Source organism: Rhizobium sp. KNZ2-6A (assembly GCF_056755475.1).
The window spans coordinates 13913-38324 of sequence record NZ_JBNDIC010000003.1 but is presented as its reverse complement, the minus strand read 5'-3'; the positions used below and the strand labels follow the sequence as shown (position 1 = coordinate 38324).

The following is a 24412-nucleotide window of genomic DNA, read 5'->3' as shown; positions in this document are numbered from 1 at the left end:
GAATGGGGCGTCTTCAGACGCCCGCCGTGGCAAGCTCGGCAGGTACCTGCGACAGTGCCGTTTCCAGAGCTTCAAGGCACCTTGCCGCATCGGTCTCGCTGAAAGCCAGAGGAGGCCTGATCTTTATGATATTGCCAAACGGACCGGTGGAGGAGACGAGGACGCCGAGCGTCTTCATCCGCTCGCGAACCCAGCGGGCAGCGAGCTTCGCCGGCGCCCGGGTGGCTCGGTCGGTTACAAGCTCGACGCCGAGGAACAAGCCGCGCCCCTGGATGTGGCCGATCAGTTCGTGGCCTTTCGAGAGATCGTCGAGGCCGGCCTTGAGAACGGCACCGCTGCGGCGCGCATTGCCTTGAAGATCCTCGCCCCAAAGGACATCGAGGCATGCATTGCCGACGGCGGCCGAGACTGTGTTGCCGCCGAAGGTATTGAAATAGCCGCCCTTCATTTGCAGGGTCATGGCAATTTCGCGCGTCGTCACGAGTGCCGCCAGCGGATGGCCGTTGCCCATCGGCTTGCCCATGGTGACGATATCCGGCTCGACGTTGAAGGCCTGGAAGCCCCACATATGCGTGCCCGAACGCGCGAAGCCCATCTGGACCTCGTCGGCAATCGTCAGCGCGCCGTGGCGTCTGACAGCGCTATAAGCGAGAGAGAGATAGTCGTCCGGCGGGACAAGGGCGCCGTTCGCGTCGAAGATGGAGTCGATGAGCAACCCGGCAAATCCCTTCGCGTTTTCTGTCAGGCGTTGCGCGGCGTCATCGACATGGCCGGCATATTTCGATCCGGCATCGTTGTCACCCCGCCGGTAGAGGCCGCGGTAGAGGTTCGGCGGCGGCACCGTTTCAACCCAGGCGGGCCTGTCCTTGGCATCGTAATCGATGAGCGAGAGCGGCGCGCCAATCGAGGTATTGCCGTGGTAGCTGTTCTCGGTGACGACGATGCCTTCCTTGCCCGTCATGGCGCGCGCCATACGCACGGCGAGATCATTGGCTTCGGAGCCGGTGCAGACGAAGATCCACGTATCGAGATGCGACGGCAGCGTCGCCGACAGCCGTTCACCCAGTCTTACGATTTCCGCATGGAGATAGCGCGAGTTCGTGTTCAGCGTGCTTGCCTGCCGGGTCAGGGCATCCACCACATAGGGGTGGCAATGTCCGAGATTTGCGACATTGTTATAGCAGTCGAGATATTCGGTGCCCAGAGCATCATAAACCTTGGTGCCACGGCCGCGCACCAGCTCCAGCGGTTCGTTGTAGAACGTGTAGGTTTTGCCGAGCACGGCTTCGCGCTGCCGGAGCAGCGAGGGCGTCGGCGCGGTCGGGGCATCTGCGGCAGCCGTGCTGATGGGGACCACTGACGGCAGCATGCCAGCAACGAAGGTGGCATCCGTCACCTCAGCGATGCGCTCGATCGCATCCATGTAGAGCGTCTGGAGATCGTCGAGCGGCGTGCCCGGCCCGCTGATGGTGGACTGATGGGAGACGATGCCGACCTGCAGCAGCAGTCGGGCGAGAACGAGGTTGCGGAGAACCGCCAGATCATCGGCTTCGAGCGGCATGAAGCGCTGATAACCCCGGGCAAGGCAGGTTGCCGCGAAGACGGGATCCGATGTCCAGTGGATAAGCGAGGCGATCGTGACCGCGAGATCCTGCGCGACAGGTCCGTAGACCATGTCGCCAAAGTCGATGACGCCCTTGACGGAGAAGACCGGATCGACGTCCGCCAGCAGGTTTGATTCGTGGAAGTCGTTGTAGATGACCTGGGCGCGAAGCTTCGGCAGAGCCTGCGCTATGGCAGTGGAAAATTCCGGCAACAGGGCAAGCGCTACCGGCCTGATCCGTTCGGGCATATAGAGATGAAGGCGTTCGACGAGCCGGGGGGCGTTCTTCAGGTCCCAGGGCATGCGCTTCGGTGCCCCACGGCCGTGGAAGCCCTGCAGCGCGCGCGCCAGTCGGCCGCTCATCGTGCCCAGCATTATCAGCTCTGGCGCGCTCAAAGAGCGCCCCGATGCCTTTATCTGGTCGAGCAGGGTCCGCCCGGGCAGGAAGGTCAGAACCCTGAGGACATGGGTCCTGCCGGCCTCATCAGCCACATCGGCCATCAGCGCGCCGGCGAGCGTGCGCCGGATCCGCGGCACCGGGAAATCCGGATCGATCGCGGCGACATGCTCGAGGGCGTCGATCTGGAACTGAAGACTCTCTGCCGGCTCCTCGATCGAGGCCACCTTGACCACGAATTGCGCGCCGTCAGCCGTGACGAGACGGAAATTCTGCTCACGCTCGCCGCCAAGCCGCCGCCAGCTGCCGGTCAGGCCGTAGACAGCCGCAACCCGGCTTTCGACGAGCGCCTGGGGAAGGTCCGGCGCGGCGATGCTGGCCAGCAGCGTTTCGACCGGGTCTTGCGTGGACTTTAGCTGAGATTGGATGGCCACCGGACTACCTCACGATCTGAACGAAATAGGCCCGCGCGGTCGGCGCAGTATTGAAACGGCCGGCGGAGACAAGGGCTCCGCATTGAACGGTCTGCGGCAGGGCTTCTCGCATGAGAGCGCCATCCCACACAGGACGAAAACAAAGGTTGACGTGGGTCATCCGCAAGCCTCGCGCTCCTTTTCCGCCGCCATCGGCCTCACTCTCCCGCCAATCGCTGATCGGATCGGCGCGTGGTAACCGCCACAACGAGGAGGCCGAACGCGACGATGCCGAGGATCATGGTCGAGACCGCGTTGATTTCGGGCGTCACCCCGAACTTGATCTGCGAATAGATTTTCATCGGCAGCGTCGATGCGCCCGGTCCGGTCGTGAAGCTCGAAATGACGAGATCGTCCAGAGACAGCGTGAAGGACAGCAGCCAGGCGGAGATCAGGGCAGGCAGGATATTCGGCAGGGCCACCTTGATGAAGGCGGTAACTGGCGAGCAGCCGAGATCGCGAGCGGCTTCCTCAAGCGACGGATCGAGCTCCGTCAGCCGCGATTGCAGGACGACCGCGGCAAAGCACATGGTGAAGGTGGCGTGGGCCAGCGTGATCGTCAACGGGCCGCGATCGATGCCGAGTGTGACGAACATCAGAAGCGTGGAGACGCCGAGCACCACTTCCGGCATGACCATGGGCGCTGCCAGAAGGCCAAGGAAGAGCCGGCGGCCGCGAAAGCCCCCCATCCGCACCGTCACGAGCGCGGCCAAGAGCCCGAGCAGAGTGGCGACCGTGGCGGAGACTGCGGCCACGGTGAAGCTCACCCGCGCCCCGTCGCGCAGGGACGCATTCGAGAGCGCGGCGGCGTACCATTGGGCCGAAAAGCCGCCCCACACGGTCACCAGCCTCGACTTGTTGAAACTGAAGACGATCAGGATGACGATCGGTAAGTAGAGGAATGCCATGACGGCGAGAATCGACAGTCGGTTGAACCAGCTGAGGTCATTGGTGTCTGACATGGCTAGACCCTCATCTTGGACAGCCGCGATTGCAGCAGCGTGATCGGGATGACGAGAAGAAGCAGCAGGAGCACCGTCACCGCGGCAGCAACCGGCCAGTCCCGGTTGTTGAAGAACTCGACCCAGATGGTGCGGCCGATCATCTGCGTATCGGCGCCGCCGAGCAGGTCGGGAACGACGAATTCACCCACGACCGGTATGAAGACCAGTGCGCATCCGGCCGCTACGCCAGAACGGCTTAAGGGAAAGGTGACGCGCCAGAAGGTTCCGAAGCGCGTGCATCCGAGGTCGCGGGCAGCCTCCAGAAGGGTGCGGTCGGCATCCGCCAGATTCGAATAGATCGGCAGGACCATAAAGGGGAGATAGGTGTAGACGATACCGATATAGATTGCTGTCTGCGTGTTCATGATCTGCAGCGGATGGTCCACGAGCCCGACGGCCTGCAAAGCAGCATTCAGCAGTCCGTCATTGCTGAGGATCGCCATCCAGGCATAGACGCGGATGAGCAGCGAACTCCAGAACGGCAAAATGACCAAAAAGACCAGGACCGAACGCCAGGAGCGACGGCACCGGGATATGCCGTAGGCCAGTGGGTAGGCGATGAGAAGCGTAATGATCGTCGCGACCAGCGCGACCTTCAGGCTGTTCAGGTAGGCGCGCGCATAAAGCCCGTCGCGCAGCACGAATTGCAGGTTCTCGAAGTTCAATCTGATCGACAGGAGCGCGCCATCCCAGTTGAACAGCGGCTCGAAAGGCGGCATGCCGACCCGCGTGGACGACAGCGCGATCGCCATCACCAGAATGGTTGGGAGCAAAAACATGATGCCCAGCCAGAGGAAGGGCGGGAGGATCAGCATCCTCTGACTGAGGCGAAGCCGGTGCGGGGCGATCATGGCGCTCACTCCGAGAGCAGGTGAGCGGCATCATCCGCCCACTGTGCAACGACGGAAACCCCGACGGCAAGATCGTCGTGGCTACCGGAATTGACCTTGACTGCGTCGAGGGTCGCGTTCGTTGTAAGGCGCACGCGGTAGCGCCGCTGTACGCCGCTGTAGGTAACGTCCTCGATCACACCGGGAAGGCCCGGCCCGCTGTGAGCTAGGTCGACGCGTTCCGGTCGCACCGATAGCCAGAGCGGGCCATCCGGCGAAACGCCGGCCGGCAGCCGCGCGCCGAACTGGCCCTCGAAGCCAGACAGGGTGAGGCGCGCCTGCCCGCGCTCTGCCTCGATGGTTGCCACCTCGAAGATGTTGGCTTCGCCGAGAAACTTCGCGACATAGCGGGATACGGGGGCCTCATACACCGTTTCCGGTGCGCCGACCTGAAGCACTCGGCCCGACTGCATGATGGCGATGCGCGAGGATACCGTCATGGCTTCGTGCTGGTCATGGGTCACGATGATGAAGGTGAGGCCCAACTCCTTCTGCAGGCGGACGAGTTCGTCCTGGGTCTCGGTTCTTAGATTCTTGTCGAGCGCTCCCAGCGGCTCGTCAAGCAGCAGGACCTTGGGACGCTTGACCAGCGCGCGTGCCAGGGCCACGCGCTGCCGCTGGCCTCCCGAAAGCTGCGAGGGCTTCCGATCCAGCAAGGCCTTCAGTTGCAGCTTGTGGCCGACATCAGCCAAGCGGCTGTCGATCTCGGCTTTCGGCAGGCGCTCCTGCACCAAGCCGAAGGCGATGTTCTTCGCCACGCTGAGATGCGGGAAGAGCGCATAGGACTGGAACATCATGTTGGTCGGGCGCTTCTCCGCCGGCAGCATGGTGATATCGGACCGGTCGAGTAGCACCCGTCCCGAGGTCGGCGTCTCGAAACCAGCGATCATACGCAGCAGGGTCGATTTCCCGCAGCCGGAGGGGCCGAGAAGCGAGAAGAACTCGCCCCTACCGACATCCAGAGACACACCGTTGACGGCGATGAAGTTTCCATAGGACTTACTGAGACTGTCGACCGCCAGATAGGATTGTTGCATGTCCACTTCCCTGGTGACTACGCGCTCAGTTGCCGGCGCGGAAGGTGGTCCAGACCCGGGTGCGTTCCCGGTTCTGGCGGGGCGGCAGGGACCGGTCACTGAAGAGCATCGCCCGGACCTGGTCCGACGGGTAGATGTTGGGGTCGCTGGTGATCTCGGAACTCACAAGCGGCGTCGCCTTGGCATTCGCATTGGCGAGGAAGACGGCGTTGCTGATATCGGCAATCACCTGGGGATCGAGGATGTAGTCGATGAACTGGAGCGCCTGATCGACATTCGCCGCGCCGGCGGGTATTGCCAGCGTATCGAACGAGACGATCGTGCCTTCCTTCGGAAGGGAATAGCGGACATCCTGACCCGTATTCGCCTCCTTGGCCCGCGCCGCCGCGATCCCCGTGTCGCCGCTCCACATCACCGCCAGGCAGAGCTGGCCGGAAGCCATGTCCGCGATCAGCTTCCCGCTCTGCATATGCCGCACATTCGGCCGCAATCCCATGAGGAGATCCTGTGCCTTCCGCAAATCTTCTTCCTTGCTGGAATAGGGATCGAGTCCGAGATAGTTGAGCGCCATCGGGATGATTTCGTTCGGCGCATCCACAATGCCGATGCCGCAGTCGGCAAACTTTGCCGCGATCTTCGGATCGAAAACCATGGCGAGGCTGTTGACCGGCGCATCGGGAAGCCGCTGGTCGACCATCGCGCGATTATAGGCGATCCCGGTGGTCAGCCACATGTAGGGAACGAGATAGGCGTTGCCGCTGTCGTGCTCGCCGAGCAGCTTCAAAAGCTCGGGATTGAGGTTGCCGTAATTCTTCAGCTTGCTCTTATCGATCGGCTGCAGCGCGCCGGAGGCAATCAGACGCTCACCGACCGTTGCGCTGGGGAAGACGACATCGAAGCCGCTGCCGCCCGCCAGCAGGCGCGTTTCGAGAACCTCGAGGGAATCGAAAAAATCGACCCGCGCGTCGATGCCCGTCTTTTCGACGAATTTCGAGATGGTATCAGGCGCGAAATAATCAGAGAAATTGTAGATGAACAGCTGCGCCGCATGAGCGCTGGCCGCCGACAAAATCAATAGTGACCCTGCAGCCAGAAGCCGATTGAGAGTCCGACGCAGCGATTTGGTCATCAAGATTCCCCCTGAGCAAGAATATCGTCAAGCAAGAATCCGAACTCCCTGACGATCAATATTGAGTTTATCTACCGTAAGGACAAAGGAGTTTTGTTTGCATTTTCCCGAAGTGAAGAACGACGCTTCGTCAAACAACTCCAGGGCCTGCTGCCTTCGGTCGTCATCGTCAGTGCGCGTCCCGCTTGCCGGCAGAGATCGCGTCCTTCTCGCACCAGAGCCGTCAACGAAGGGGTGCCGTCCTAAGCGCCGCAATCGCTCGATTTGTCTCGTTGTTTTCAGGAAATTTCGGCCGGAAGGCTTTTCCGCAATGTCGAACTGCCGCTAAGCGGCGCGGATTGTTGTCGTCTTCATTGAGCTCTTGATGACATCAACAAAGGTCCGGACGACCGCCCGGCTCTTCCAATCCTCCAGCGTCGCGACCTGGAACTTGGCCTTGTAGGAAAACAGGTTAGGCCGGATCAACCGCATCCGTCCCGAGCGCACGAATTGAGCGGCATAATGTTCTGGAAGATAGCCGAGATAGCAGCCGGACAGAATCAGGAGAGCTTCAGCCTCCATGCTGGATACTGTCGCGTGCGGACTGCTGATCGCGAAGATCTTGATGTCGCGGGCCGCCCAGTAATTCCGCCCGATGATGCGGTGTGTCCGAGCCTCGTCAATGCCAATATCCTCGTCAGGCACGGAAAACAGCGGGTGACCCGAACCGCAATAGAAATTCTGCGTCTCCTCGTAGAGATCGATGTAGGCGAGGCCCAGCGCCATGCGCGGGAAACTGCCGACGACGAGATCGAGCTTTCGCGACACGACGTCGCGCAACAGTTCGCCTGGTGACTTCGTCTCGATTAAGAGGTGAAGCGCAGGCGCGATTTCCGCGAGCTTTGCTATGGTTCGCACAAGAGGCGATATCGGATCGGTGATCGTGTTGTCGACAAGGCCGACGGCAAGATTACCGCTGAGATTGGAGCGCAGGCCGGACACCCTGCGGCTGAACTGGTCGAGCGAACCGAAGAGCCGCTGGCATTCGTCGAAGATTGTACGGCCGCTTTCGGTGAGTTCAAAACCGCCACGCCCCCGCTTGCAGAGGGTGACGCCCAGCCTCTCCTCCAACGCCGTTATCTTTCCCGATATTGTGGAGAGGGAGAGGTTGAGATCGGCCTGCGCGGCCGAGAGGCCTCCGGCCTCCACGACCCGGATAAAGATCCGGATGAGACGAATGTCGGCATTATCGACCGAAATCAGATTGCGGATATTACCTTCGCACTTTCGCATCTGCCGTCTCCACTCGTCGTCGGTGCGCCAACAGGTCCGAGACTGCCGGCCGTTCGCCGTGGCAGTCGCGCCACACGGGAAAGCAGAGCAGAGTATCCGTGAAGAGTGCGTCTCGCCCAGAACTCCATTCGCCCAGGCACCAGACTAAATCAGCGAGGGCGCCGCCAAAAATAACGTTCAATGAACCGATACATTGACATTTACAAATGTAACCCGTGCGCCTTGACGATTGCCTCGGCGACAAAGGTGACATTGGCAGCCTGCTCGCCCGCCCTTGTCGCGAGGTCGATGTCGGCGGAATAGTCCTCATCTGATGTGGGCAGCCGGCGCAGGCGCCCCTGCTGCTCGAACAGGCTGGCATAGTGGACCGGAAGGACTCCGAGATAGGCACCCGACAATACCATCAACATCTCCGCCTCGATGTCGAAGGCCACGCGGTTCAGGATGGAATTGTGGAAACGCTGGCCCTTTACGCCGTTCCAGTAGCCGCGATGGACCCAAGGATATCCATCGCCGTCAACGCTTGTGACGGCTTCATCGGCGGCATCGAACAGGGGATGGCCCAAACCGCAGAAAACCGCATGCTCTTCACGGTAGAGGGTTCGGTAAGAAAGGCCTGACACCTTGATGTCGGAACCGCCTATACCGACATCGAGCTCGTGCGCGGCGACCGCCATCGTGATGTCGTTTGGCCGCATGATCCTGAGGTTCAGCTCGATTTCGGGGGCGGCACGGGAGAGTTCGGCGATCGCAACCGATATCTGCAGACGCGGGTCCGTCGCGATGCAGTCCACAATTCCCAGACTCACCTTTCCTGCGAGAGCGCTTCGCACGCAGGACAGACGCGCCGAACTTGCGTCCAACATTCCAGTCATTTCGACACTGATGTCATAGACCCGGCGTCCCTCATCCGTCAGGGAGAACCCGCGGCGTCCCCGCTCACATAACTTCACTCCGAGACGCTGTTCGAGCGCCGTTAAATGATTGGAGATCGTCGGTTGGCTGAGCGAGAGCTCCATCTGAGCCGCGGAGATGCCGCCATTACGCACGACGCTTTCGAACACACGAAACAAGTGGAGATCGGAACCTGATATCTTCATGACGCCAGATTGCACCAAACGCATGGGATCGCAAACTCCCGGACGGCCCTGACGCGCGTGTCCCCCAAAAAGCGGTCCAGAGGGCACCGCTAAGTCTCGTCGACCTGACCGCTGTTGACCATCAAACAAAGGATCGTGTGGAGCACCTGCGCGGCGATCTGCGCGGTGTTGGTGGTAGCGTCATATTGCGGCGCGACTTCGACAACGTCACCGCCGATGATGTTCAGCCCGTTGAGCCCACGCAGGATCTGCAGGACTTCCCTCGGCAGAAGTCCTCCCACCTCCGGCGTTCCCGTGCCCGGCGCAAAGCCCGGGTCCACACTGTCGATGTCGAAGGAAACATATGTTGGACCGTTGCCGACGATCTCCCGCGCTCGTTCGATCAGACGAGGCAGACTGGCCTGGCCCACCTCCTCGGCATGCACAACCGTCATCCCGCTCTCGTAGGAAAATTCCCAGAGATACTCCGCCGGTCCGCGGATGCCGATCTGGATCGTCCGCCGCGGGTCGAGGACTCCGTCCAGCACCGCCAGCCGGAACGGCCCACCGTGCTGGAACTTCGTTCCCTCGTAGGGGCCTGCCGTATCGCAATGGGCGTCGATGTGGATAAGGCCGACGGGCCTGCTCTCCCCGACAGCCTTGAGAATAGAAGAGGTTATGGAATGGTCGCCGCCCACGCTAAGCGGACGCACGCCTGCGCGGACGAGCCTGCGGTAGAAGGCTTCGATATCCCTGTGGCAATGGGCAAGATCGAAGCGGCTGAGCATCGGGACATCGCCGATATCGGCAATCTTGGCCTTGCTCATCGGCGACGTGCGCAGGACATGGTCGTAAGGGCCGATGCGCTCGATGTTGCGCAAGGCGCGCGGGCCGAAACGACTGCCATTGCGGTTGGTCACTCCCAGATCCATGGGAACGCCGACCAGCGCGATATCCAGCCCCCCGAAGTGCTCGTCGTCCTGAGCCTCCGGCAAAGCGGGCGCGTCGAGAAGTGTCGGAATGCCGGCGAACGGCCACTTGCGCTTGTCTCCGCCCTTGAATTGCGATTGTGCCACCTCCCGAAAGTGCGGTTCGAAAATATCGCCGCCAGAGGCGTTGCCGTATTTGGCTCGAAGTGCGTCGAGATGCGCCTTGTCTACCATTGAAAAAATCTCCCCGTGACATGACCGATATTAGTGGACCTTCACCTCGAAATAGTTCGGATTTTCCCGAAGTGAAGGCGCCGATATTGTAATGTATTTGCGCGACGCGATCGGTGACAGTTCCCGCTAATAAATCCAAAAATGCAGGGGAACGTCATGCCTATTGAAAGCATCTCAAACACATCCGTGGGACGTCGCAGCATCCTCAAAGGGTTGTCCGGGCTCGGTCTGGCACCCATCGTCAGCGGGTTTCCGAATATCGCACGGGCGCAGGAGAAAAAGCTGCGCGTGGGTCTGTACGGCGGCTACTTCAAAGACACGTTTGACGCCGAAATTTTTCCGGACTTCACTGCCGCTACGGGCATCAAGATCGAGAGTGTGGGCGAGCCGACGGGTGAGGTCTGGCTAATCCAGCTGGAGCAGGCGGCCAAGGCCGGCAAGTCGCCGGTCGACATCTCCATGATGGCGGGCGTTCCCGTGATCCGCGGCGCCAATTCCGGGCTCTGGGCGCCGCTCGACCCGAAAAAAATCCCCAATATGAAATACATCAAGCCGGCGCTGATCCGCCAGAATAGCCAGGGCGAGATCGTCGCGATCGGCGCCACAAGCTGGTATGTCACGCTGGTTTCCAACACCAAGGTCTATCCCGAAGCCCCGACGTCCTGGAAGGACATCTGGGACCCAAAATACAAGGACAGCCTCGGCCTTCTCGCCAATGTCGGCAACTCGTATCTCCTTGAAGTCACGGCCAAGGTCTACTTTGGCGGCATCAAGCATCTCGACACCGACGACGGTATCCGTGAGGCGGCAGCCAAGGTCGGCGAGCTGAAGCCAAATGTGCGCCTCTGGTATCGCGACGAGGCGCAGTTCGAGCAGGCGCTGAAATCCGGCGAAATCCCCATGGGTCAGTATTTCCATGACGTGACGCGACTGGCGGTGCGCGATGGCTTCCCCGTCCGCTCCACCATGCCGAAGGAAGGCGGCATCTACGACTATGGCACCTGGGCTGTGACGAAGGCGGCGGCCTCCTCGTTAGATCTCGCCCATGTGTACATGGACTACATGTCGCAGCCCTCGACCCAGGCAAAGCTCGCCCGCAAGCTGGGCAGCGCACCGATCGTCGAGCGCTCCAGCATGGATTTGACCGATGAGGAGTTCGATTCCGTCTCCTCCGACATCGATCCGGTCACCCCGCATTACGAGATGCAGGCGCTCAAGACGGAATTCATCAATCAGGTCTGGACAGAGATGCAGCAGGGCTGATCGCCCCGCTCCATAGACCGCATACAACCTTTAAAGGCGACGCGTCCGCGCACCCCGCTGGAGGAAACACATGTCCGGACTGGCTATTTACGAAATCAACAAGTCCTACGGCCCCGTGCCCGCCTTGAACAACATTTCGCTCAATGTGGAAAACGGCAAATTTCTGTGCCTTCTGGGGCCATCCGGCTGTGGAAAGTCCACGCTGCTGCGGATCATCGCCGGCCTTGAGGATGCGTCGCGGGGGCGGATCCTTCTCGACGGGCGCGACATTACCAACGAGCCTGCCCATATGCGCAATTTCGGCATGGTGTTCCAGTCGCTTGCGCTCTTCCCGCATCTCTCGGTTGGCGAGAACATAGCCTTCGCCTTGCGCATCCGCGGGGCGTCGAAGGAGGTGCAGAAAGCGGAGGTGGAAAGGCTCCTCTCGCTCGTGCACCTGCCGGGCATCGCTGACCGGTCGATCACGCAGCTTTCGGGCGGCCAGCGCCAGCGCGTGGCGATCGCCCGTGCTCTGGCGCTGAAGCCGAAGCTGTTCCTTCTCGATGAGCCCATGTCGGCGCTCGACGCCAAGCTGCGCGAGGCGATGCAGGTGGAACTGAAGCGCCTGCAGCAGGAACTCGGCATCACGACCTTTCTGGTCACGCATGACCAGAAAGAGGCGATGACGACCGCCGACCTGGTGGTACTGATGTCCGGCGGCGTGATCCAGCAGGTCGCCCCGCCGCTGGAGATCTATCGCAATCCCGCTAACGCTTTCGTCGCGGATTTCATCGGCGCGGCAAACCTCTTCGAGGGCAAGGTGACCGCGCAGGGGCGTGTCAGCGTTCCCAGCGGCATGGTCACCCTAAAGGATGCGCCGGCCTCGGGCACCTTCACTTTCTCCGTACGCCCCGAGGACCTCGAACTGCGCGACGAGGCCAGCGACAGCAGCCTCTTCGGTCACATCGCCTTCGCTCGCTATCTTGGGGCCAGCATTGAGGTCAGCATTGCCGTTGAGGGCATGGAGAAGGACGTGGTCGTTGCCCTTCCCTCTCGCCGCGAGACCGGCCTGACGGTCGGCCGCCCCGTCCACATCCACGTCAATGGCGCGACCTGCGTCGTCCTGAGGTGATCCGATGAACGCTTCAAGCCCAAGGACCATTGCAGGCTATCTTCCGATCATCGTTCCCGCAGCGCTTCTGATCGTGCTCTTCGTCGTGCCTTTCGGCACGATGGTCCTGACCTCGTTCCATGAGAATTCAAGTTTTGGGTCGCCTGAAACCACGTTCACTCTTGCGAACTACCGGCGCCTGCTCAGCCCCTTTTTCGTTGGGTTGCTGGTCGCGACCTTCGGTCTGGCCTTCGGTGTCGCTGCCATCGCGATCGTGATCGCCTTTCCCTTCTCCTACCTGCTGGTCCATGCGCCGCGGTCGACGCAGGTGTGCTGGCTGATCTTCCTGCTCTCCATCCTCTCGCTGTCGGAATCGATCATCGGCTTTGCCTGGTCGACACTTCTGTCGCGCACGGCCGGGATCAGCAATTTCCTCGTTTTCATCGGGCTCATCGACAAGCCGGCCTCCTATACGCCGGGCCTCGCAGCCCTCGTGGCAGGTGTCGTCTATACCGCTTTCCCCTATGCCGTTCTCGTGCTCTACCCCATCCTGTCGCGGGTCGATCCGCATATCGAGGAAGCCGCAAGAACGCTCGACATGTCGCCGCTCCGGACCTTCTTCGGCGTCGTGCTGCCCATGCAGCGCAACACAATCGTCACGACCTTTCTCATGCTGCTCGTCTTTACGCTCGGCACCTATTTGATGCCCCAGATCCTGGGCCGTCCCCAGCACTGGACCTTGTCGGTCGCCATCAGCGACCAGGCGCTTGTGCAGTCGAATATCCCCTTCGCCGCAGCGCTTGCGGTGTTCCTGGTGATCGTGACGTTTCTGATCGTGATCACCGTCGTGCAATTCGGCCGCAAGGAGCGCGCATGATGGGACAAGTCTTTCTCCGTCGCTTGTCCTTCAGCCTACTCGGCATCATCATGGCAGCGCCGCTGGTCGTCGTGTTCGGCGTCTCCGTCAACGAGAAGAAGTCGCTGACCTTTCCGCCGCAGGGCTTCAATCTGGGCTGGTATGGAGATCTCTTCCGGTCGGCCGACTGGTCGGGAGCCGTACTCAACAGCGCGATCATCGCGCTGTTCTCCGCCGCCTTCGCGGTCGCGATCGCCTTTCCGATCGCCTGGTTCAACTGGCGCTACCGGCTGGGCTGGGTCAAGGTCGTCATCACGATCGGCCTGGCCCCGTTTCTCCTGCCGCCGGTGATCACGGCGCTTGGCTTCCTGTCCTTCTGGACGCAAACCGGCTTCTATGGGCAGTATTTTACCGTCATTGTCAGTCACGGCATCTTTCTGGTGTCTCTGCCGCTCGTCTCCCTGACACTCGGTTTCAGCACGCTGGACGCCAGCCTGCCGGAAGCAGCCGCGACCATGGGTGCGGACAACCGCGTAATTCTGCGCACCATCGTCTTCCCTTTGGTCCGACCCTACCTGATCTCAGGCTTCGCTTTCGCCTTTGTCGTCTCCCTGAACGAATATCTGATCGCCTACATGACGGTCGGTGCCGTTCTGGAGACGCTGCCGATGCGGATCTTCAACTCACTTCGCTACGGGTACACGCCGGTCATGGCATCGGCCTCGATCTTCTTCGTCATCCTGACGGTCGTCATCTTCTCGCTGGTCGCCCGTTTCGGAGACCTCCCCAAGTTGCTGGGCGCCTACCGCAGGTGACGGCAGACCCTCCGGGACACACCGCCCGGCGGCAACACATGAAACGCATCGAAATGGAGACTGCAGCTGTGACCATGACATTTTCCCGCCCACAGCATCTGAACGTGCCTGCTGATCTCCTGGAGCGGCCCGAGGCTGTGTTTGTCGGCGGCCGCTGGCAGACCGGGCGCGGTGCAGCGGCGATCCTCGCTATCGACCCGTCCACGGGAGAAGCCTTCGCAAGAATCCTGCCGGCCTCTGCCGAGCAGGTGGCGGAGGCAACGCAAGCGGCAGAAAGGGTGTTCATGGACTGGAGACGCACGAGCGGCGGCGAGCGGGCCGACTTCCTGCGCGCCATCGCGGCGGGACTGAGAGACCGGAAACCTGATCTCGTCGCCCTGCAGATCCTGAACAACGGAAAGCCGCGATACGAGGCCGAAATCGATGTGGACGATGCCGCTGCGACCTTCGACTATTATGCCAGCCTCGCTGCGGAGCTTGACGACCAGCAGGGCCGGCCCGTCTTGCTTGGCGACGAGTCACTGACCGGCGCCACCTATTTCGAGCCGCTCGGCCCGGTCGGCCTGATCGTGGCTTGGAACTTCCCGATGGTCACGACCGCCTGGAAGCTCGCACCGGCACTGGCGGCAGGCTGCACCGCCGTGCTCAAGCCTTCCGAATTCACGACGCTCGCCGAACTGGTCTATGGTGATCTCGCCACGCAGATCGGCCTTCCCGCCGGCGTACTGAATATCGTTCCCGGGGGTGGCGAGGTCGGCGCGGCGCTTTGTTCCGACCGGCGCATCCGCAAGATTTCCTTCACTGGGTCGAATGCGACCGGCAGCCGGGTCATGGCCGCGGCAGCCAGCCGCGTCGTTCCGGTGTCTTTGGAGCTTGGCGGAAAGTCCCCGATCATCATTCTCGAAGATGCCGACATTGCCCAGGCGGTGGAGGTCGCGGCGGCCGGCATCTTCTTCAATTGCGGGCAAATGTGCTCGGCAACCTCAAGGCTACTGGTGGCTGAGAGGATCGCCGAGGACGTCACCGCAGCGCTCGTTGCCAAGGCCAACCAGCTTCTGGTCGCCGGGCATGACGAACCAGATGCGCAGATGGGCCCGCTGACGACCACCGAGCAGTTTGCCAAGGTGAAGGCTGTTCTGGAGAAGGCACGCGCCGCCGGGTTGGACTGCATTGCCGGCGGCAACCCCGTCCATGGCCGGCGGGGTTTCTTCGTCGAGCCGTCCATCTACCGAAACGTGCCGACTGATCATGCGATGTGGCGGGAGGAGATCTTCGGGCCGGTTTTGGCGATGCGCAGTTTCACTGGTGTCGACGAGGCCGTCGCACTGGCCAACGACACCGATTTCGGACTGGCCGCCACCGTGGTCGGAACGGACGGCGACGCCGCGGCTGCAGTGGCACGCCGCCTCGACGCCGGTCATATCTGGGTGAACACGCCTCAGATGATCTTCCCCAACACCGCTTGGGGTGGCTTCAAGGCGAGCGGCATCGGCCGTGAACTAGGCCCTTGGGGGCTCGCGGCCTATCGTGGCGTCAAACACGTTACGAGCGCGGTCTGAGCGGCTCGCGGGACCAGCCCGATGTCGAACACTCGATACCCTTGAAAGGTAATTGCATGACTGCTTCAGCAGACTTGATTATCACCAATGGCCGCGTTCTTTCTATGAACCCGGACCAACCCGAGGCCGAAGCGATTGCGATCGCCGGCGGGCGTATTCTGGCCGTGGGCAGCCGAAACGAGATTGCAGCCTATCGCAACTCCGCAACCCATATAATCGATGCGAGCGGAGCAACTGTCACCCCCGGCATAAACGAAAGCCATATCCACCTCTTCGGCGGATCGAGTGAACTCGATCAGCTCTCGCTGTTCAACGTCAAGGGATATGACGCAATGAAGGCTGCGGTGCTGGCTTATGCGGCATCGAGACCGACCGATCCCCTTCTGCTGGCCAACGGGTGCGACTATACCATTTTGGGCGCTGACCGTGGCGTGGATCGCCAAGTCCTGGACTCAATCTTGCCGGATAGGCCACTTGCCGTCATGTCGCCGGACCATCACACTATCTGGGCGAACACGATCGCGCTGACAAAGGCAGGCATTCTGGAGGGCCGCGCTCTTCCGCCGGGCAATGAAATCGTAATGGGCGAGGACGGCCTGGCGACCGGCGAACTGCGCGAACACTATGCCTTCGACGACGTCATCGCCCTCGGCGCCAATGGCGGCCGCGACCTGCTGGGCCTCAGCACCGGCGGTGAACCCGATCCGGAACCGAGCGCCGCCGAGCGTGCCTATGACCGGGCTCTTCTGAAACGCGGACTTCAGCACCTTGCAGCCCACGGCATTACGAGCTTTCAGAACATGGATGGCAATCGCTATCAGCTTGAACTGCTCTCGGAGATCCAGGCGGAGGGCGGGCTGATCTGCCGAGGGAGGATCCCTTTCCATTATACCGGCGGCGACATCGTCACCCAGATGGACAAGGCAGCTCAAATGCGGGCCGACTTCAATGGCGAATGGCTGAATTCCGGCACCGTCAAGATGTTCATGGACGGCGTTCTCGATTCCCATACGGCCGTCATGTACGACGATTATGCCGACCGGCCGGGTTGGAAGGGCGAGCCGCGTTTCGACCAGGCGACTTTTGATCGTGTTTGTATCGAGGCGGACAAGCGCGGCCTGCAGATCGCCGTCCATGCCATCGGTGACGGCGCCGTCGCCAACGTCATCGATGGATATGCGGCCGTGGAGGCCAGCAATGGCAAACGCGACAGCCGCCACCGGGTCGAGCACATCGAAGTGGTGCGGGCTGGCGATCTGACCCGGATGGCGCAGATGAAGATTATCGCGTCCATGCAGCCTACCGTCCCGCCCGGCCAGATGGGCCTGCCCCTTGAACCGACGCTGTCGCGCATTGGCCGCGAGAACTGGGCTCGCTCCTACGCATGGCGCGCCATTCGCGATGCCGGCATCGACTTGATCTTCTCGAGCGATTGGCCGGTTTCTCCCGTGTCACCGATACTCTCGATGCATTCCGCTATGACCCGTAAGCCTTGGACCGACGACCAGCCAGACAACCGGCAGACGCTCATGGAGGCGCTGGACGCCTATACGGTCCGAGGCGCATATGCCGAATTCGCCGACAGCTGGAAAGGCCAGCTGAAAGCCGGCTTTGCCGCCGATCTCGTCGTCTGGGACCACGATCTTCAGGCCATCGAGCCCGACGAGATGGTCAATGTCGCGCCGCGCTACACCATCTGCGGAGGACAAATCACCTACGCAGCGTGAGCAGCAGAGAACAAGCCCTAATCCTCAACCGGGTTTGGCGAGCTTGACCAACAGGAATGACTTATGATTGGATCAGTGGATACAAAAAGCCAGAATGGAGGTTTGATGTCCTCATCCATTGCCTCATTTGGAAAGCATGCCTCCACGGCCGAGGAAGAGGCTTATCTGCACATCCGGCGAGCGCTTCGGCTTGGCCGCTACAAGCCAGGCGAACGATTGATTCCTGAGGACATCGCAGGTGAGATCGGCATGAGCCGCATGCCGGTGCGGGAGGCGTTCCGGCGCCTTGCTTCCGAAGGGTTGGTGGTTCTGCGGCCCAATCGCGGCTGCATCGTCGCCGGTCTTACAGTTGATGAACTCTACGAGATTTTTGAAATGCGGTCCGTGCTGGAGGGCCTCGCGGTCAGACTGGCAATGCCGCGCATCGACGAAGACGAACTCGAAGAACTCGATCGCCTGCTCGAGCGCATGGAGCGCGCCGGCAAGAGTGGCAGCAGTGACTGGGTGGTCCGGCACCAGGAATTTCACGGCCGCATTTGCGCGCTGAGCCAAAGGCCCAAGCTCATTCACCAGATCGCGACGCTGCACGCGGTGATCGAACCCTACATGCGCATCTGGTTCGACTATGTCGAAAAGCCGCTCTCCGCCCGTGAAGAGCATGCTGCGGTGATCGCGGCGCTGCGTTCCGGCGATGCGCGCCAAGCGGAGCAGGTAATGCAGGATCATATTCTCGGCACAGCACCGTTGCTCGCCGAGTTCGTGACACCGAGCCGGTGATCAGCGCCGGCCGGAGAGAAATGCCCCAAACCGGCAACAGACCGGAAACGGGCGACGGGAACAGCTAGATCAGCCAACGAAAGGGGAACTCACATGAAAATTCATCGCCTGGCCGCCGTCGCGGCCCTATTCGGAATGCTCGGCTTCGGCCACACCACCCTCGCCCAGGATGCTCCAAAGGCGATAACCATCGCCACCGAAGGCGCTTATGCGCCTTGGAATTTCACCAATGCCGACGGCAAGCTCGACGGCCTGGAGATCGACCTCGCTAACGATCTTTGCGCCCGGATGAAGATCAAATGCACGATCATCGCACAGGATTGGGAAGGCCTTATCCCGTCACTGAAAGTCGGGAAGTTCGATGTGATCATGGCCGGCATGTTCATAACGCCGAAACGCCTCGAGACGATCGACTTCACGCAGCCCTATGCGGTCGATCCGGGCAGTTTCGCCGTCGCCAAGGATAGTGAGCTTGGTAAGCTCGGTCTTTCCGGCGAAAAGTTCAACATGGACGACAAAGCTGCCTCCATGGCCGCGATCGAAAAGCTGAAGCCCATGCTGAAGGGCAAGGTGGTCGGTGTCCAGGCAGCAACGACAATGCTTGAGTTCGTCAAGAAATACTTCGGAGACACGGTGGAAATCCGTGAATACAAAACAACCGAGCAGCATGACCTCGATCTCGCGGCGGGCCGCATCGATGCGTTGTTCGCGCAACAGACAGCCCTCGCCACAACGCTCGCGAAACCTGAATTTGCCAATTACACGCTCGCGGGGCCGAGCTTTGTGGGCGGCCTCTTCGGTCTCGGAACCGGCGCGGGCCTGCGCAAAGAAGACACCAAGCTCAAGGAGATGCTGAACGCAGCGATAGACGGGGCGATCGCAGATGGCACGATCAAGCGCCTCTCCGAGAAGTGGGTGAAGACAGATGTGACGCCGGTCAAGTAGGTACGAGCGGACCTGCCCGATCGGACTGGCTTCGGCCGTGCGGTCGGGCAGCGCGCTGAAAGGCTCTAAAATCACATGACCGATATCTTTCGCAATTTTGGCTTCGGGCAGGGCAGCTGGGACGTCGCCCTGCTCGTGGCATCCGGTGTTACGCTATCTCTGTCAGTCCTCGGCTTCCTTCTCGGCGCCGTCTTCGGCGCACTCGCCGCAGGCGGCAGGCTATCCTCGCGTCTTGTTCCTGCCGGGCTCGCCAAGGCCTATGGCACGGTGTTTCGCGGTATTCCCGATCTGCTGACGATCTACCTGCTTTATTATGGCGGCAGCATCGCCCTGACGCAGATCGGGAAGCTCGCGGGCAACGCGGGCTTCATCGGATTGCCGACATTTGCGACCGGCGTGCTCGCGATCGGCATCATTTCCGGCGCCTATCAGGGAGAGGTTTATCGGGGCGCCTACCAGGCGGTGGATTGCGGCCAGTTCGACGCCTGCAAGGCGCTCGGCCTGTCCCGATACCAATCCTTGCGTCTCGTCATCGTGCCACAACTCATGCGTCACGCGCTGCCGGGGCTCGGCAACGTCTGGCAGCTGGTGCTCAAGGACTCGGCACTGATCTCCGTGATCGGCCTCGTCGAACTGATGCGCCAGGCGCAGATCGGCGCCGGCTCCACTCGGGAGCCCTTCATCTTCTATATTGCAGCCGCCGTGCTCTACTTCATCATCGCCGCCGTGACGGGTTCGGTTTTCCGCTACGGCGAGGCCCGTGCCTGGCGAGGCATGGTCCACGCATGATCGACCTCACCTTCTTTCTCGAGATCATCCCCGCATTGCTCGCCGGCCTGCCGATGACTCTGCAGCTTGCTGCCTTCTCGATCAGCATCGGATTCATCATGGCGCTGCTGCTGGCACTTGCCCAGCAGGGAAATTATCGGCTCCTGGTTTGGCCCATCCGGGCCTTCGTCGCGGTCTTCCGCGGCACTCCACTGCTCGTGCAGATCTTCCTCATCTATTATGGCCTCGGCCAGTTCCGGCCAACGCTCCAGGCGATCGGGCTCTGGTGGCTGTTCCGTGAGCCCTATTGGTGCGCCATCATCGCACTCAGCCTCAATACTGCGGCCTATGGAAGCGAGATCCTGCGCGGAGCGATGCTGGGCGTGCCGCGCGGCCTGGTCGAGGCGGCCTCGGCGTTGGGCCTCCCACGCTTGCTCACGCTGCGCCTCGTTGTCCTGCCCCTCGCATTACGTCAGGCGATTCCGAGTTACAACAACGAGATCATCCTGATGGTCAAGGGCACGTCCCTTGCATCGATCATCACCCTGATTGAGGTCACCGGTATCGCACAGGGACTGATTTCGCAGACCTATCGTGCCGTCGAGGTCTTCATAGCGGCCGGCGCTATCTATCTGACGCTCAACTTCACCATCATCTCGGCGCTGAATGCGCTTGAAACCTGGCTTACGCCCTACCGGCCGCGTGCCTGAAGCAGGCCTTGCGGAATTAACGAGGAGAATGAACACAATGCGCAATTTCGAGAAGCCGACGCGATCCGTCGCGGTATCGCGCCATGCGATGGCGGCGACCTCGCACCCTTCCGCAACGCTCACCGCGCTGCAGATCATGGAGGCCGGCGGCAATGCCATGGACGCCGCCATTGCCGCCTGCGCCGTGCAATGCGTCGTCGAGCCGGGTTCGACAGGCATCGGTGGCGACTGTTTCGCGCTCTATGCGCCGGGCGGATCGGACAAGGTCGTCGCCTACAACGGCTCTGGCCGCACGCCGGCCGCTTTGACTGCCGACTGGTTCGAGGAGCGCGGCCTGACAGAGGTCCCACGTCAGTCGCCGGCCGCAGTAACGGTTCCGGGCGCGATCGATGCATGGACACGCCTGCACGCCGATCACGGCCAGCTCCCTTTTGCTGACGTGCTTGCGCCGGCAATCCGCTTTGCCGAAGAAGGTTACGCGATCACGCCGCGCGTGCATCGCGATTGGTCCTTGGAGGAGGAACTGCTCGCCGCCGATGCGACGGCAGCGAGGATCTTCCTTCCGGGCGGGCGGGCGCCAAAGATCGGCGAGGTGCATCGGCAGCCGGAGCTGGCAGAAACCTTCAAACGTCTTGCCGCCGAAGGCCGTGACGGCTTCTATCGCGGTCCCGTCGCCGAAGACATCGTCGCCTATTTACGCTCTCTTGGCGGACTTCACACGAAGGAAGACTTTGCCAGCGCGCGCGGTGAATATGTTATTCCGGTTACCACCGATTTTCGCGGCTATACGATTCACGAATGCCCGCCGAACGGCCAGGGCATCATCGCGCTCTTGATCCTCAACATCCTGAGCCGCTTCGAGGCCAAGGGCGATCCACTATCGCCGGACCGACTGCATGTCGAGATCGAGGCGACGCGCCTTGCCTATGCCGCCCGTGACGCCTGGATCGCCGATCCCGACAAGGCAGATGTCCCGGTGGATGAGTTGCTGTCGGATTCGCTGGCCGACCGGCTTGCGGCAACGATCAAGCTGGAAAAGGCACTGACCGACCTGCCGCCGTTCGAAATGCCGCTTCATCGCGACACCGTCTATATCTCGGTCATCGATCGCGACCGCAACGCCGTGAGCTTCATCAACTCGATCTTCGACAGTTTCGGGACCGGGTTGGTCGCGCCGCGCTCCGGCGTCATACTGCACAATCGGGGCCAAAGCTTCTCGCTCACGCCGGGTCATCCGAACCGAATCGCACCATCGAAGCGGCCACTTCACACGATCATTCCAGGTATGGTCACGCGCAACGGCCGAGTGGAGATGTCGTTCGGGGTGATGGGCGGCTACTACCAGGCCCTTGGCCATGCCCATCTTATCTCCAAGGTCCTCGATTACGGCATGGACCTACAGGAGGCGATCGATCTGCCCCGGGTGATGCCGACTGCCGATGGAACAAGAGTGGAGGCCGAGCATACGATTGACGGCGCGATCAAGGCCGAACTCGAACGACGTGGTTTTACCTTTTCGCCTGCGGAGGATCCGATTGGCGGAGCGCAAGCGATCCGCATCGATTGGGACAACGGGACGCTGACCGGAGCATCGGAATCCAGAAAGGACGGTGTAGCCCTCGGAATTTGAGGGCTTCTGTCCCCCATGAACGGAATTTCTTCAGGCGACAAGATGGAATGGCATGGCGCGCAGAACTCGTGATCGATGCTCAAACAGTCTAAAGCGCGGCGTGTTCTTCGGCGTGCAGACGATCGCACCGCTGATCCGCGATGGAGGCAGCATCATCGTCACGAGCTCGCTCGCGGCAATTCCAGGAAAAGTGCGCAGCGGTTTTCCGTCCGGAATGCGTAGCGAAACAATAAGATAGGGCGTTTTCGCGGTTCGAAGAAAAGCGGAAATGCTCCAGTCGAACATCCGCATGAGTCGCGGCAGGTCTATGGCCACTAATCGCAGATGCCATAGGTCTATAAGGCATCAGATAGGTTCTGTTGCCTATCTCTTCGGTATGGACATCTGCGAACCGTTACTCTTGAAAGGATATGAACCAAAAACCCACATCTCGTTTTGTCAAAGTATTGAGAAACCAGCTCTTCGACGCGAGCTATGTTCTATGTCATCCGAGATACGTGCTATTCGCGTCAAGCAGTCGATCGGCAGGTCGCCGCCCTATCCGCCGCCAGCGAATTTCGAGTCGCGACCGATCATTGAGATGTAGGCCGCGGGAATTGACCCATGTCCAGGCGGTCGTGGGCGAATTTTTTCGGAAGCTCCGTATAATCAATGGCGTGACTGTTGATGGCGTAGAAGCCTATCACCGGGCCTCCGTTTTTCGTCATCACGAAAACGCGAAGATTGTCGCTCTTCTGAAGCTTGTTTGCGGTCTTCTGAAAGAAGTTATCGACCTGCTCGATGCCGCCCGAAAAAGCCGCCCGATCATGTTTTGAGGGATCGAGCGGCTCGATGATTGGCTTTAGCTTCGTTTTGCTCAGACCGACAGAAGGAAATTGCGGGCGGCGCGATCGTGATCGGCAATCAGCGCCTCGATGTCGACACCCGCCGGCATGCTGTCGGTGACGCGCCATTCGCCTGCGGTCATGACGCGATCGGCCGTAGTGGCGCCGCAGAGCACCAAGGCGGCCAGCGGATCGCCAGCGCCGGAGAAACGCGGTTCGTCGAGCCTGTAGAAGGCCAAGTCCGCCTGGCGGCCAGGCGCAATGGTGCCGATGTCGTCGCGGCCGAGGAGTTTTGCCGAGCCGGCGGTTCCCCAGCGCAGCACGTCGAAATGGGTGACGGCTTCAGCGCCGTAGGTCAGGCGGTTCAGCATCAGCGCATGGCGCATGCTTTCCATCAAGTTGGAATTGTCGTTGGAGGCCGAACCGTCAACGCCGAGACCGATCGGCACGCCGGCGGCTTCCAGCTCGCAGGTGCGGCACATGCCCGATGCAAGCACCATGTTGGAGGTCGGGCAGTGGCAGATGCCGACGCCGTGCCGGCCGAGCTCGGTGATCTCGGCATCGTCGAAATGGATGCCGTGAGCGAGCCAGGTGCGGGAATTCAGCCAGCCGCAGCGGTCGAGATATTCCACCGGGGTACAGGCGAATTTGCTGCGGCAGAATTCGGCTTCCGCCCTGGTCTCGACCAGATGGGTGTGGAGCCGGCAGTCGTAGCGTTCCGCCAGCGCCGCCGTTTGGCGCATCAACCCCAGCGTGACGTCGAATGGCGCACAAGGCGCGAGCGCTACCTGCGTCATCGCCCCTTCGGAGCGGTCGTGATAGCGCCGAAGCACACGTTCGCTGTCGGCGAGGATCACGTCGTCGTCCTGCACAACATCGGCGGGCGAAACGACGCCTTGCTGGTCCCTGATGTTGAGACTGCCTCTCGTCAGCGTGATGCGCATGCCGAGACGGGCCGCCTCCTCGGCCTCGACATCCATCGCGTCTTCGAGACCCGCGGCATAGAGATAGTGGTGGTCGGAGGTCGTTGTACAGCCGGAGAGGAGGAGTTCCGTCAACGCGAGACGGACAGCAAGGCGAAAGGCTTCGGGGGTCATGTGCTTCGCCCAGATGGGGTAGAGTGCGCGAATCCATGGCCAGAGCGACTTGTTGATCGCGGCCGGATGGGCGCGCGTCAGCGTCTGGAACATATGGTGATGGGTGTTGACAAGACCGGGAATGACGACGTGCCGGCTGGCATCGAAGCACGCATCGACGGGAGCCGTCGGTTTCCTTCCGGCCGAGACCAACTCGACGATGCGGCCATTCTCGATGACGACGCCGCCCTCAGCACCCTCAGCCATGATGGCGAGCGGCGATTGAATCCAGAGACGGCCCTTCATTCAGCGATGCTCCCATGCG

At 61.3% G+C, this 24412-nt stretch carries 21 protein-coding genes and 1 pseudogene; 13 read left to right on the top strand and 9 right to left on the bottom strand.

All coding sequences use genetic code 11. From position 1 onward, the window contains the following. Positions 1-13: 13 nt before the first annotated feature. The 8 genes from ACPYOP_RS02935 to speB all read right to left on the bottom strand — a co-directional run bounded on the left by ACPYOP_RS02935 (position 14) and on the right by speB (position 10047). Positions 14-2434, bottom strand: coding sequence for an aminotransferase class III-fold pyridoxal phosphate-dependent enzyme (locus ACPYOP_RS02935; protein WP_481408894.1), 2421 nt, complete (start codon positions 2432-2434; stop codon positions 14-16). 197 nt (positions 2435-2631) lie between these two features. After that, positions 2632-3435: an ABC transporter permease gene (locus ACPYOP_RS02930; RefSeq protein WP_481408893.1), complete on the bottom strand. Its 804-nt coding sequence runs from the start codon at positions 3433-3435 to the stop codon at positions 2632-2634. Between the two features lie 2 nt (positions 3436-3437). Beyond that, positions 3438-4328 (bottom strand): ABC transporter permease, encoded by an 891-nt coding sequence (locus tag ACPYOP_RS02925; RefSeq protein WP_481408892.1) that lies wholly within the window; start codon positions 4326-4328, stop codon positions 3438-3440. Between the two features lie 5 nt (positions 4329-4333). Next, a complete protein-coding gene (locus ACPYOP_RS02920; RefSeq protein ID WP_481408891.1) occupies positions 4334-5404 on the bottom strand; it encodes an ABC transporter ATP-binding protein in 1071 nt (356 codons plus the stop codon). Between the two features lie 25 nt (positions 5405-5429). Beyond that, a complete protein-coding gene (locus tag ACPYOP_RS02915) occupies positions 5430-6533 on the bottom strand; it encodes a polyamine ABC transporter substrate-binding protein (RefSeq protein ID WP_481408890.1) in 1104 nt (367 codons plus the stop codon). Between the two features lie 324 nt (positions 6534-6857). Continuing rightward, complete coding sequence (locus ACPYOP_RS02910) at positions 6858-7805, bottom strand: LysR family transcriptional regulator (RefSeq protein ID WP_481408889.1); 948 nt, start codon at positions 7803-7805, stop codon at positions 6858-6860. A gap of 200 nt (positions 7806-8005) precedes the next feature. After that, positions 8006-8929 carry a LysR family transcriptional regulator gene (locus ACPYOP_RS02905; protein ID WP_481408888.1) on the bottom strand — a complete coding sequence of 308 codons (924 nt, stop codon included), beginning with the start codon at positions 8927-8929 and terminating at the stop codon, positions 8006-8008. A gap of 65 nt (positions 8930-8994) precedes the next feature. After that, positions 8995-10047, bottom strand: coding sequence for an agmatinase (speB, locus tag ACPYOP_RS02900; RefSeq protein ID WP_481408887.1), 1053 nt, complete (start codon positions 10045-10047; stop codon positions 8995-8997). Positions 10048-10203: 156 nt separating this feature from the next. On the opposite strand from speB, the gene ACPYOP_RS02895 reads away from it, so the two are divergent. From ACPYOP_RS02895 to ACPYOP_RS02835, 13 genes and pseudogenes are all read left to right on the top strand, one after another. Continuing rightward, positions 10204-11310: an ABC transporter substrate-binding protein gene (locus ACPYOP_RS02895; protein ID WP_481408886.1), complete on the top strand. Its 1107-nt coding sequence runs from the start codon at positions 10204-10206 to the stop codon at positions 11308-11310. Positions 11311-11380: 70 nt separating this feature from the next. Further along, positions 11381-12421, top strand: a complete 1041-nt coding sequence (locus ACPYOP_RS02890) for an ABC transporter ATP-binding protein (protein WP_481408885.1) — start codon at positions 11381-11383, stop codon at positions 12419-12421. 4 nt (positions 12422-12425) lie between these two features. Beyond that, entirely contained in the window at positions 12426-13277 is an 852-nt protein-coding gene (locus ACPYOP_RS02885) for an ABC transporter permease (protein ID WP_481408884.1), read from the top strand. After that, positions 13277-14071, top strand: coding sequence for an ABC transporter permease (locus tag ACPYOP_RS02880; RefSeq protein ID WP_481409084.1), 795 nt, complete (start codon positions 13277-13279; stop codon positions 14069-14071). The genes ACPYOP_RS02885 and ACPYOP_RS02880 overlap by 1 nt, the downstream gene beginning before the upstream one ends. A gap of 38 nt (positions 14072-14109) precedes the next feature. Next, positions 14110-15630: an aldehyde dehydrogenase family protein gene (locus ACPYOP_RS02875; RefSeq protein ID WP_481408883.1), complete on the top strand. Its 1521-nt coding sequence runs from the start codon at positions 14110-14112 to the stop codon at positions 15628-15630. A 56-nt stretch (positions 15631-15686) separates the two neighbouring features. After that, positions 15687-17357 (top strand): amidohydrolase, encoded by a 1671-nt coding sequence (locus ACPYOP_RS02870; protein ID WP_481408882.1) that lies wholly within the window; start codon positions 15687-15689, stop codon positions 17355-17357. Positions 17358-17420: 63 nt separating this feature from the next. Further along, positions 17421-18134, top strand: coding sequence for a GntR family transcriptional regulator (locus ACPYOP_RS02865; protein ID WP_481408881.1), 714 nt, complete (start codon positions 17421-17423; stop codon positions 18132-18134). 93 nt (positions 18135-18227) lie between these two features. Next, positions 18228-19079, top strand: coding sequence for a transporter substrate-binding domain-containing protein (locus ACPYOP_RS02860; RefSeq protein WP_481408880.1), 852 nt, complete (start codon positions 18228-18230; stop codon positions 19077-19079). A gap of 75 nt (positions 19080-19154) precedes the next feature. Continuing rightward, positions 19155-19868: an ABC transporter permease gene (locus ACPYOP_RS02855; protein WP_481408879.1), complete on the top strand. Its 714-nt coding sequence runs from the start codon at positions 19155-19157 to the stop codon at positions 19866-19868. Continuing rightward, a complete protein-coding gene (locus tag ACPYOP_RS02850; protein WP_481408878.1) occupies positions 19865-20557 on the top strand; it encodes an ABC transporter permease in 693 nt (230 codons plus the stop codon). The genes ACPYOP_RS02855 and ACPYOP_RS02850 overlap by 4 nt, the downstream gene beginning before the upstream one ends. A gap of 37 nt (positions 20558-20594) precedes the next feature. Further along, entirely contained in the window at positions 20595-22187 is a 1593-nt protein-coding gene (ggt, locus tag ACPYOP_RS02845; RefSeq protein WP_481408877.1) for a gamma-glutamyltransferase, read from the top strand. 94 nt (positions 22188-22281) lie between these two features. Beyond that, a pseudogene (locus ACPYOP_RS02840) lies at positions 22282-22365 on the top strand (short-chain dehydrogenase); the annotation flags it as partial. 418 nt (positions 22366-22783) lie between these two features. Beyond that, on the top strand, positions 22784-23002 hold the full coding sequence (locus tag ACPYOP_RS02835) for a hypothetical protein (protein WP_481408876.1): 219 nt from the start codon (positions 22784-22786) through the stop codon (positions 23000-23002). A 41-nt stretch (positions 23003-23043) separates the two neighbouring features. On the opposite strand, the gene ACPYOP_RS02830 is transcribed toward ACPYOP_RS02835, so the two are convergent. Then, positions 23044-24393 (bottom strand): 8-oxoguanine deaminase, encoded by a 1350-nt coding sequence (locus ACPYOP_RS02830; RefSeq protein ID WP_481408875.1) that lies wholly within the window; start codon positions 24391-24393, stop codon positions 23044-23046. Between the last annotated feature and the right edge of the window lie 19 nt (positions 24394-24412).

Bases quoted from the DNA above. Each gene is read 5' to 3' on its own strand.
- ggt (WP_481408877.1), top strand. From the start codon at position 20,595: ATGCGCAATTTCGAGAAGCCGACGCGATCCGTCGCGGTATCGCGCCAT.
- ACPYOP_RS02920 (WP_481408891.1), bottom strand. From the start codon at position 5,404: ATGCAACAATCCTATCTGGCGGTCGACAGTCTCAGTAAGTCCTATGGA.
- ACPYOP_RS02830 (WP_481408875.1), bottom strand. From the start codon at position 24,393: ATGAAGGGCCGTCTCTGGATTCAATCGCCGCTCGCCATCATGGCTGAG.
- ACPYOP_RS02880 (WP_481409084.1), top strand. From the start codon at position 13,277: ATGGGACAAGTCTTTCTCCGTCGCTTGTCCTTCAGCCTACTCGGCATC.
- ACPYOP_RS02870 (WP_481408882.1), top strand. From the start codon at position 15,687: ATGACTGCTTCAGCAGACTTGATTATCACCAATGGCCGCGTTCTTTCT.
- ACPYOP_RS02925 (WP_481408892.1), bottom strand. From the start codon at position 4,328: ATGATCGCCCCGCACCGGCTTCGCCTCAGTCAGAGGATGCTGATCCTC.
- ACPYOP_RS02860 (WP_481408880.1), top strand. From the start codon at position 18,228: ATGAAAATTCATCGCCTGGCCGCCGTCGCGGCCCTATTCGGAATGCTC.
- ACPYOP_RS02850 (WP_481408878.1), top strand. From the start codon at position 19,865: ATGATCGACCTCACCTTCTTTCTCGAGATCATCCCCGCATTGCTCGCC.
- ACPYOP_RS02855 (WP_481408879.1), top strand. From the start codon at position 19,155: ATGACCGATATCTTTCGCAATTTTGGCTTCGGGCAGGGCAGCTGGGAC.
- ACPYOP_RS02890 (WP_481408885.1), top strand. From the start codon at position 11,381: ATGTCCGGACTGGCTATTTACGAAATCAACAAGTCCTACGGCCCCGTG.
- ACPYOP_RS02930 (WP_481408893.1), bottom strand. From the start codon at position 3,435: ATGTCAGACACCAATGACCTCAGCTGGTTCAACCGACTGTCGATTCTC.
- ACPYOP_RS02895 (WP_481408886.1), top strand. From the start codon at position 10,204: ATGCCTATTGAAAGCATCTCAAACACATCCGTGGGACGTCGCAGCATC.
- speB (WP_481408887.1), bottom strand. From the start codon at position 10,047: ATGGTAGACAAGGCGCATCTCGACGCACTTCGAGCCAAATACGGCAAC.
- ACPYOP_RS02910 (WP_481408889.1), bottom strand. From the start codon at position 7,805: ATGCGAAAGTGCGAAGGTAATATCCGCAATCTGATTTCGGTCGATAAT.
- ACPYOP_RS02865 (WP_481408881.1), top strand. From the start codon at position 17,421: ATGATTGGATCAGTGGATACAAAAAGCCAGAATGGAGGTTTGATGTCC.
- ACPYOP_RS02885 (WP_481408884.1), top strand. From the start codon at position 12,426: ATGAACGCTTCAAGCCCAAGGACCATTGCAGGCTATCTTCCGATCATC.
- ACPYOP_RS02875 (WP_481408883.1), top strand. From the start codon at position 14,110: ATGAAACGCATCGAAATGGAGACTGCAGCTGTGACCATGACATTTTCC.
- ACPYOP_RS02915 (WP_481408890.1), bottom strand. From the start codon at position 6,533: ATGACCAAATCGCTGCGTCGGACTCTCAATCGGCTTCTGGCTGCAGGG.
- ACPYOP_RS02905 (WP_481408888.1), bottom strand. From the start codon at position 8,929: ATGCGTTTGGTGCAATCTGGCGTCATGAAGATATCAGGTTCCGATCTC.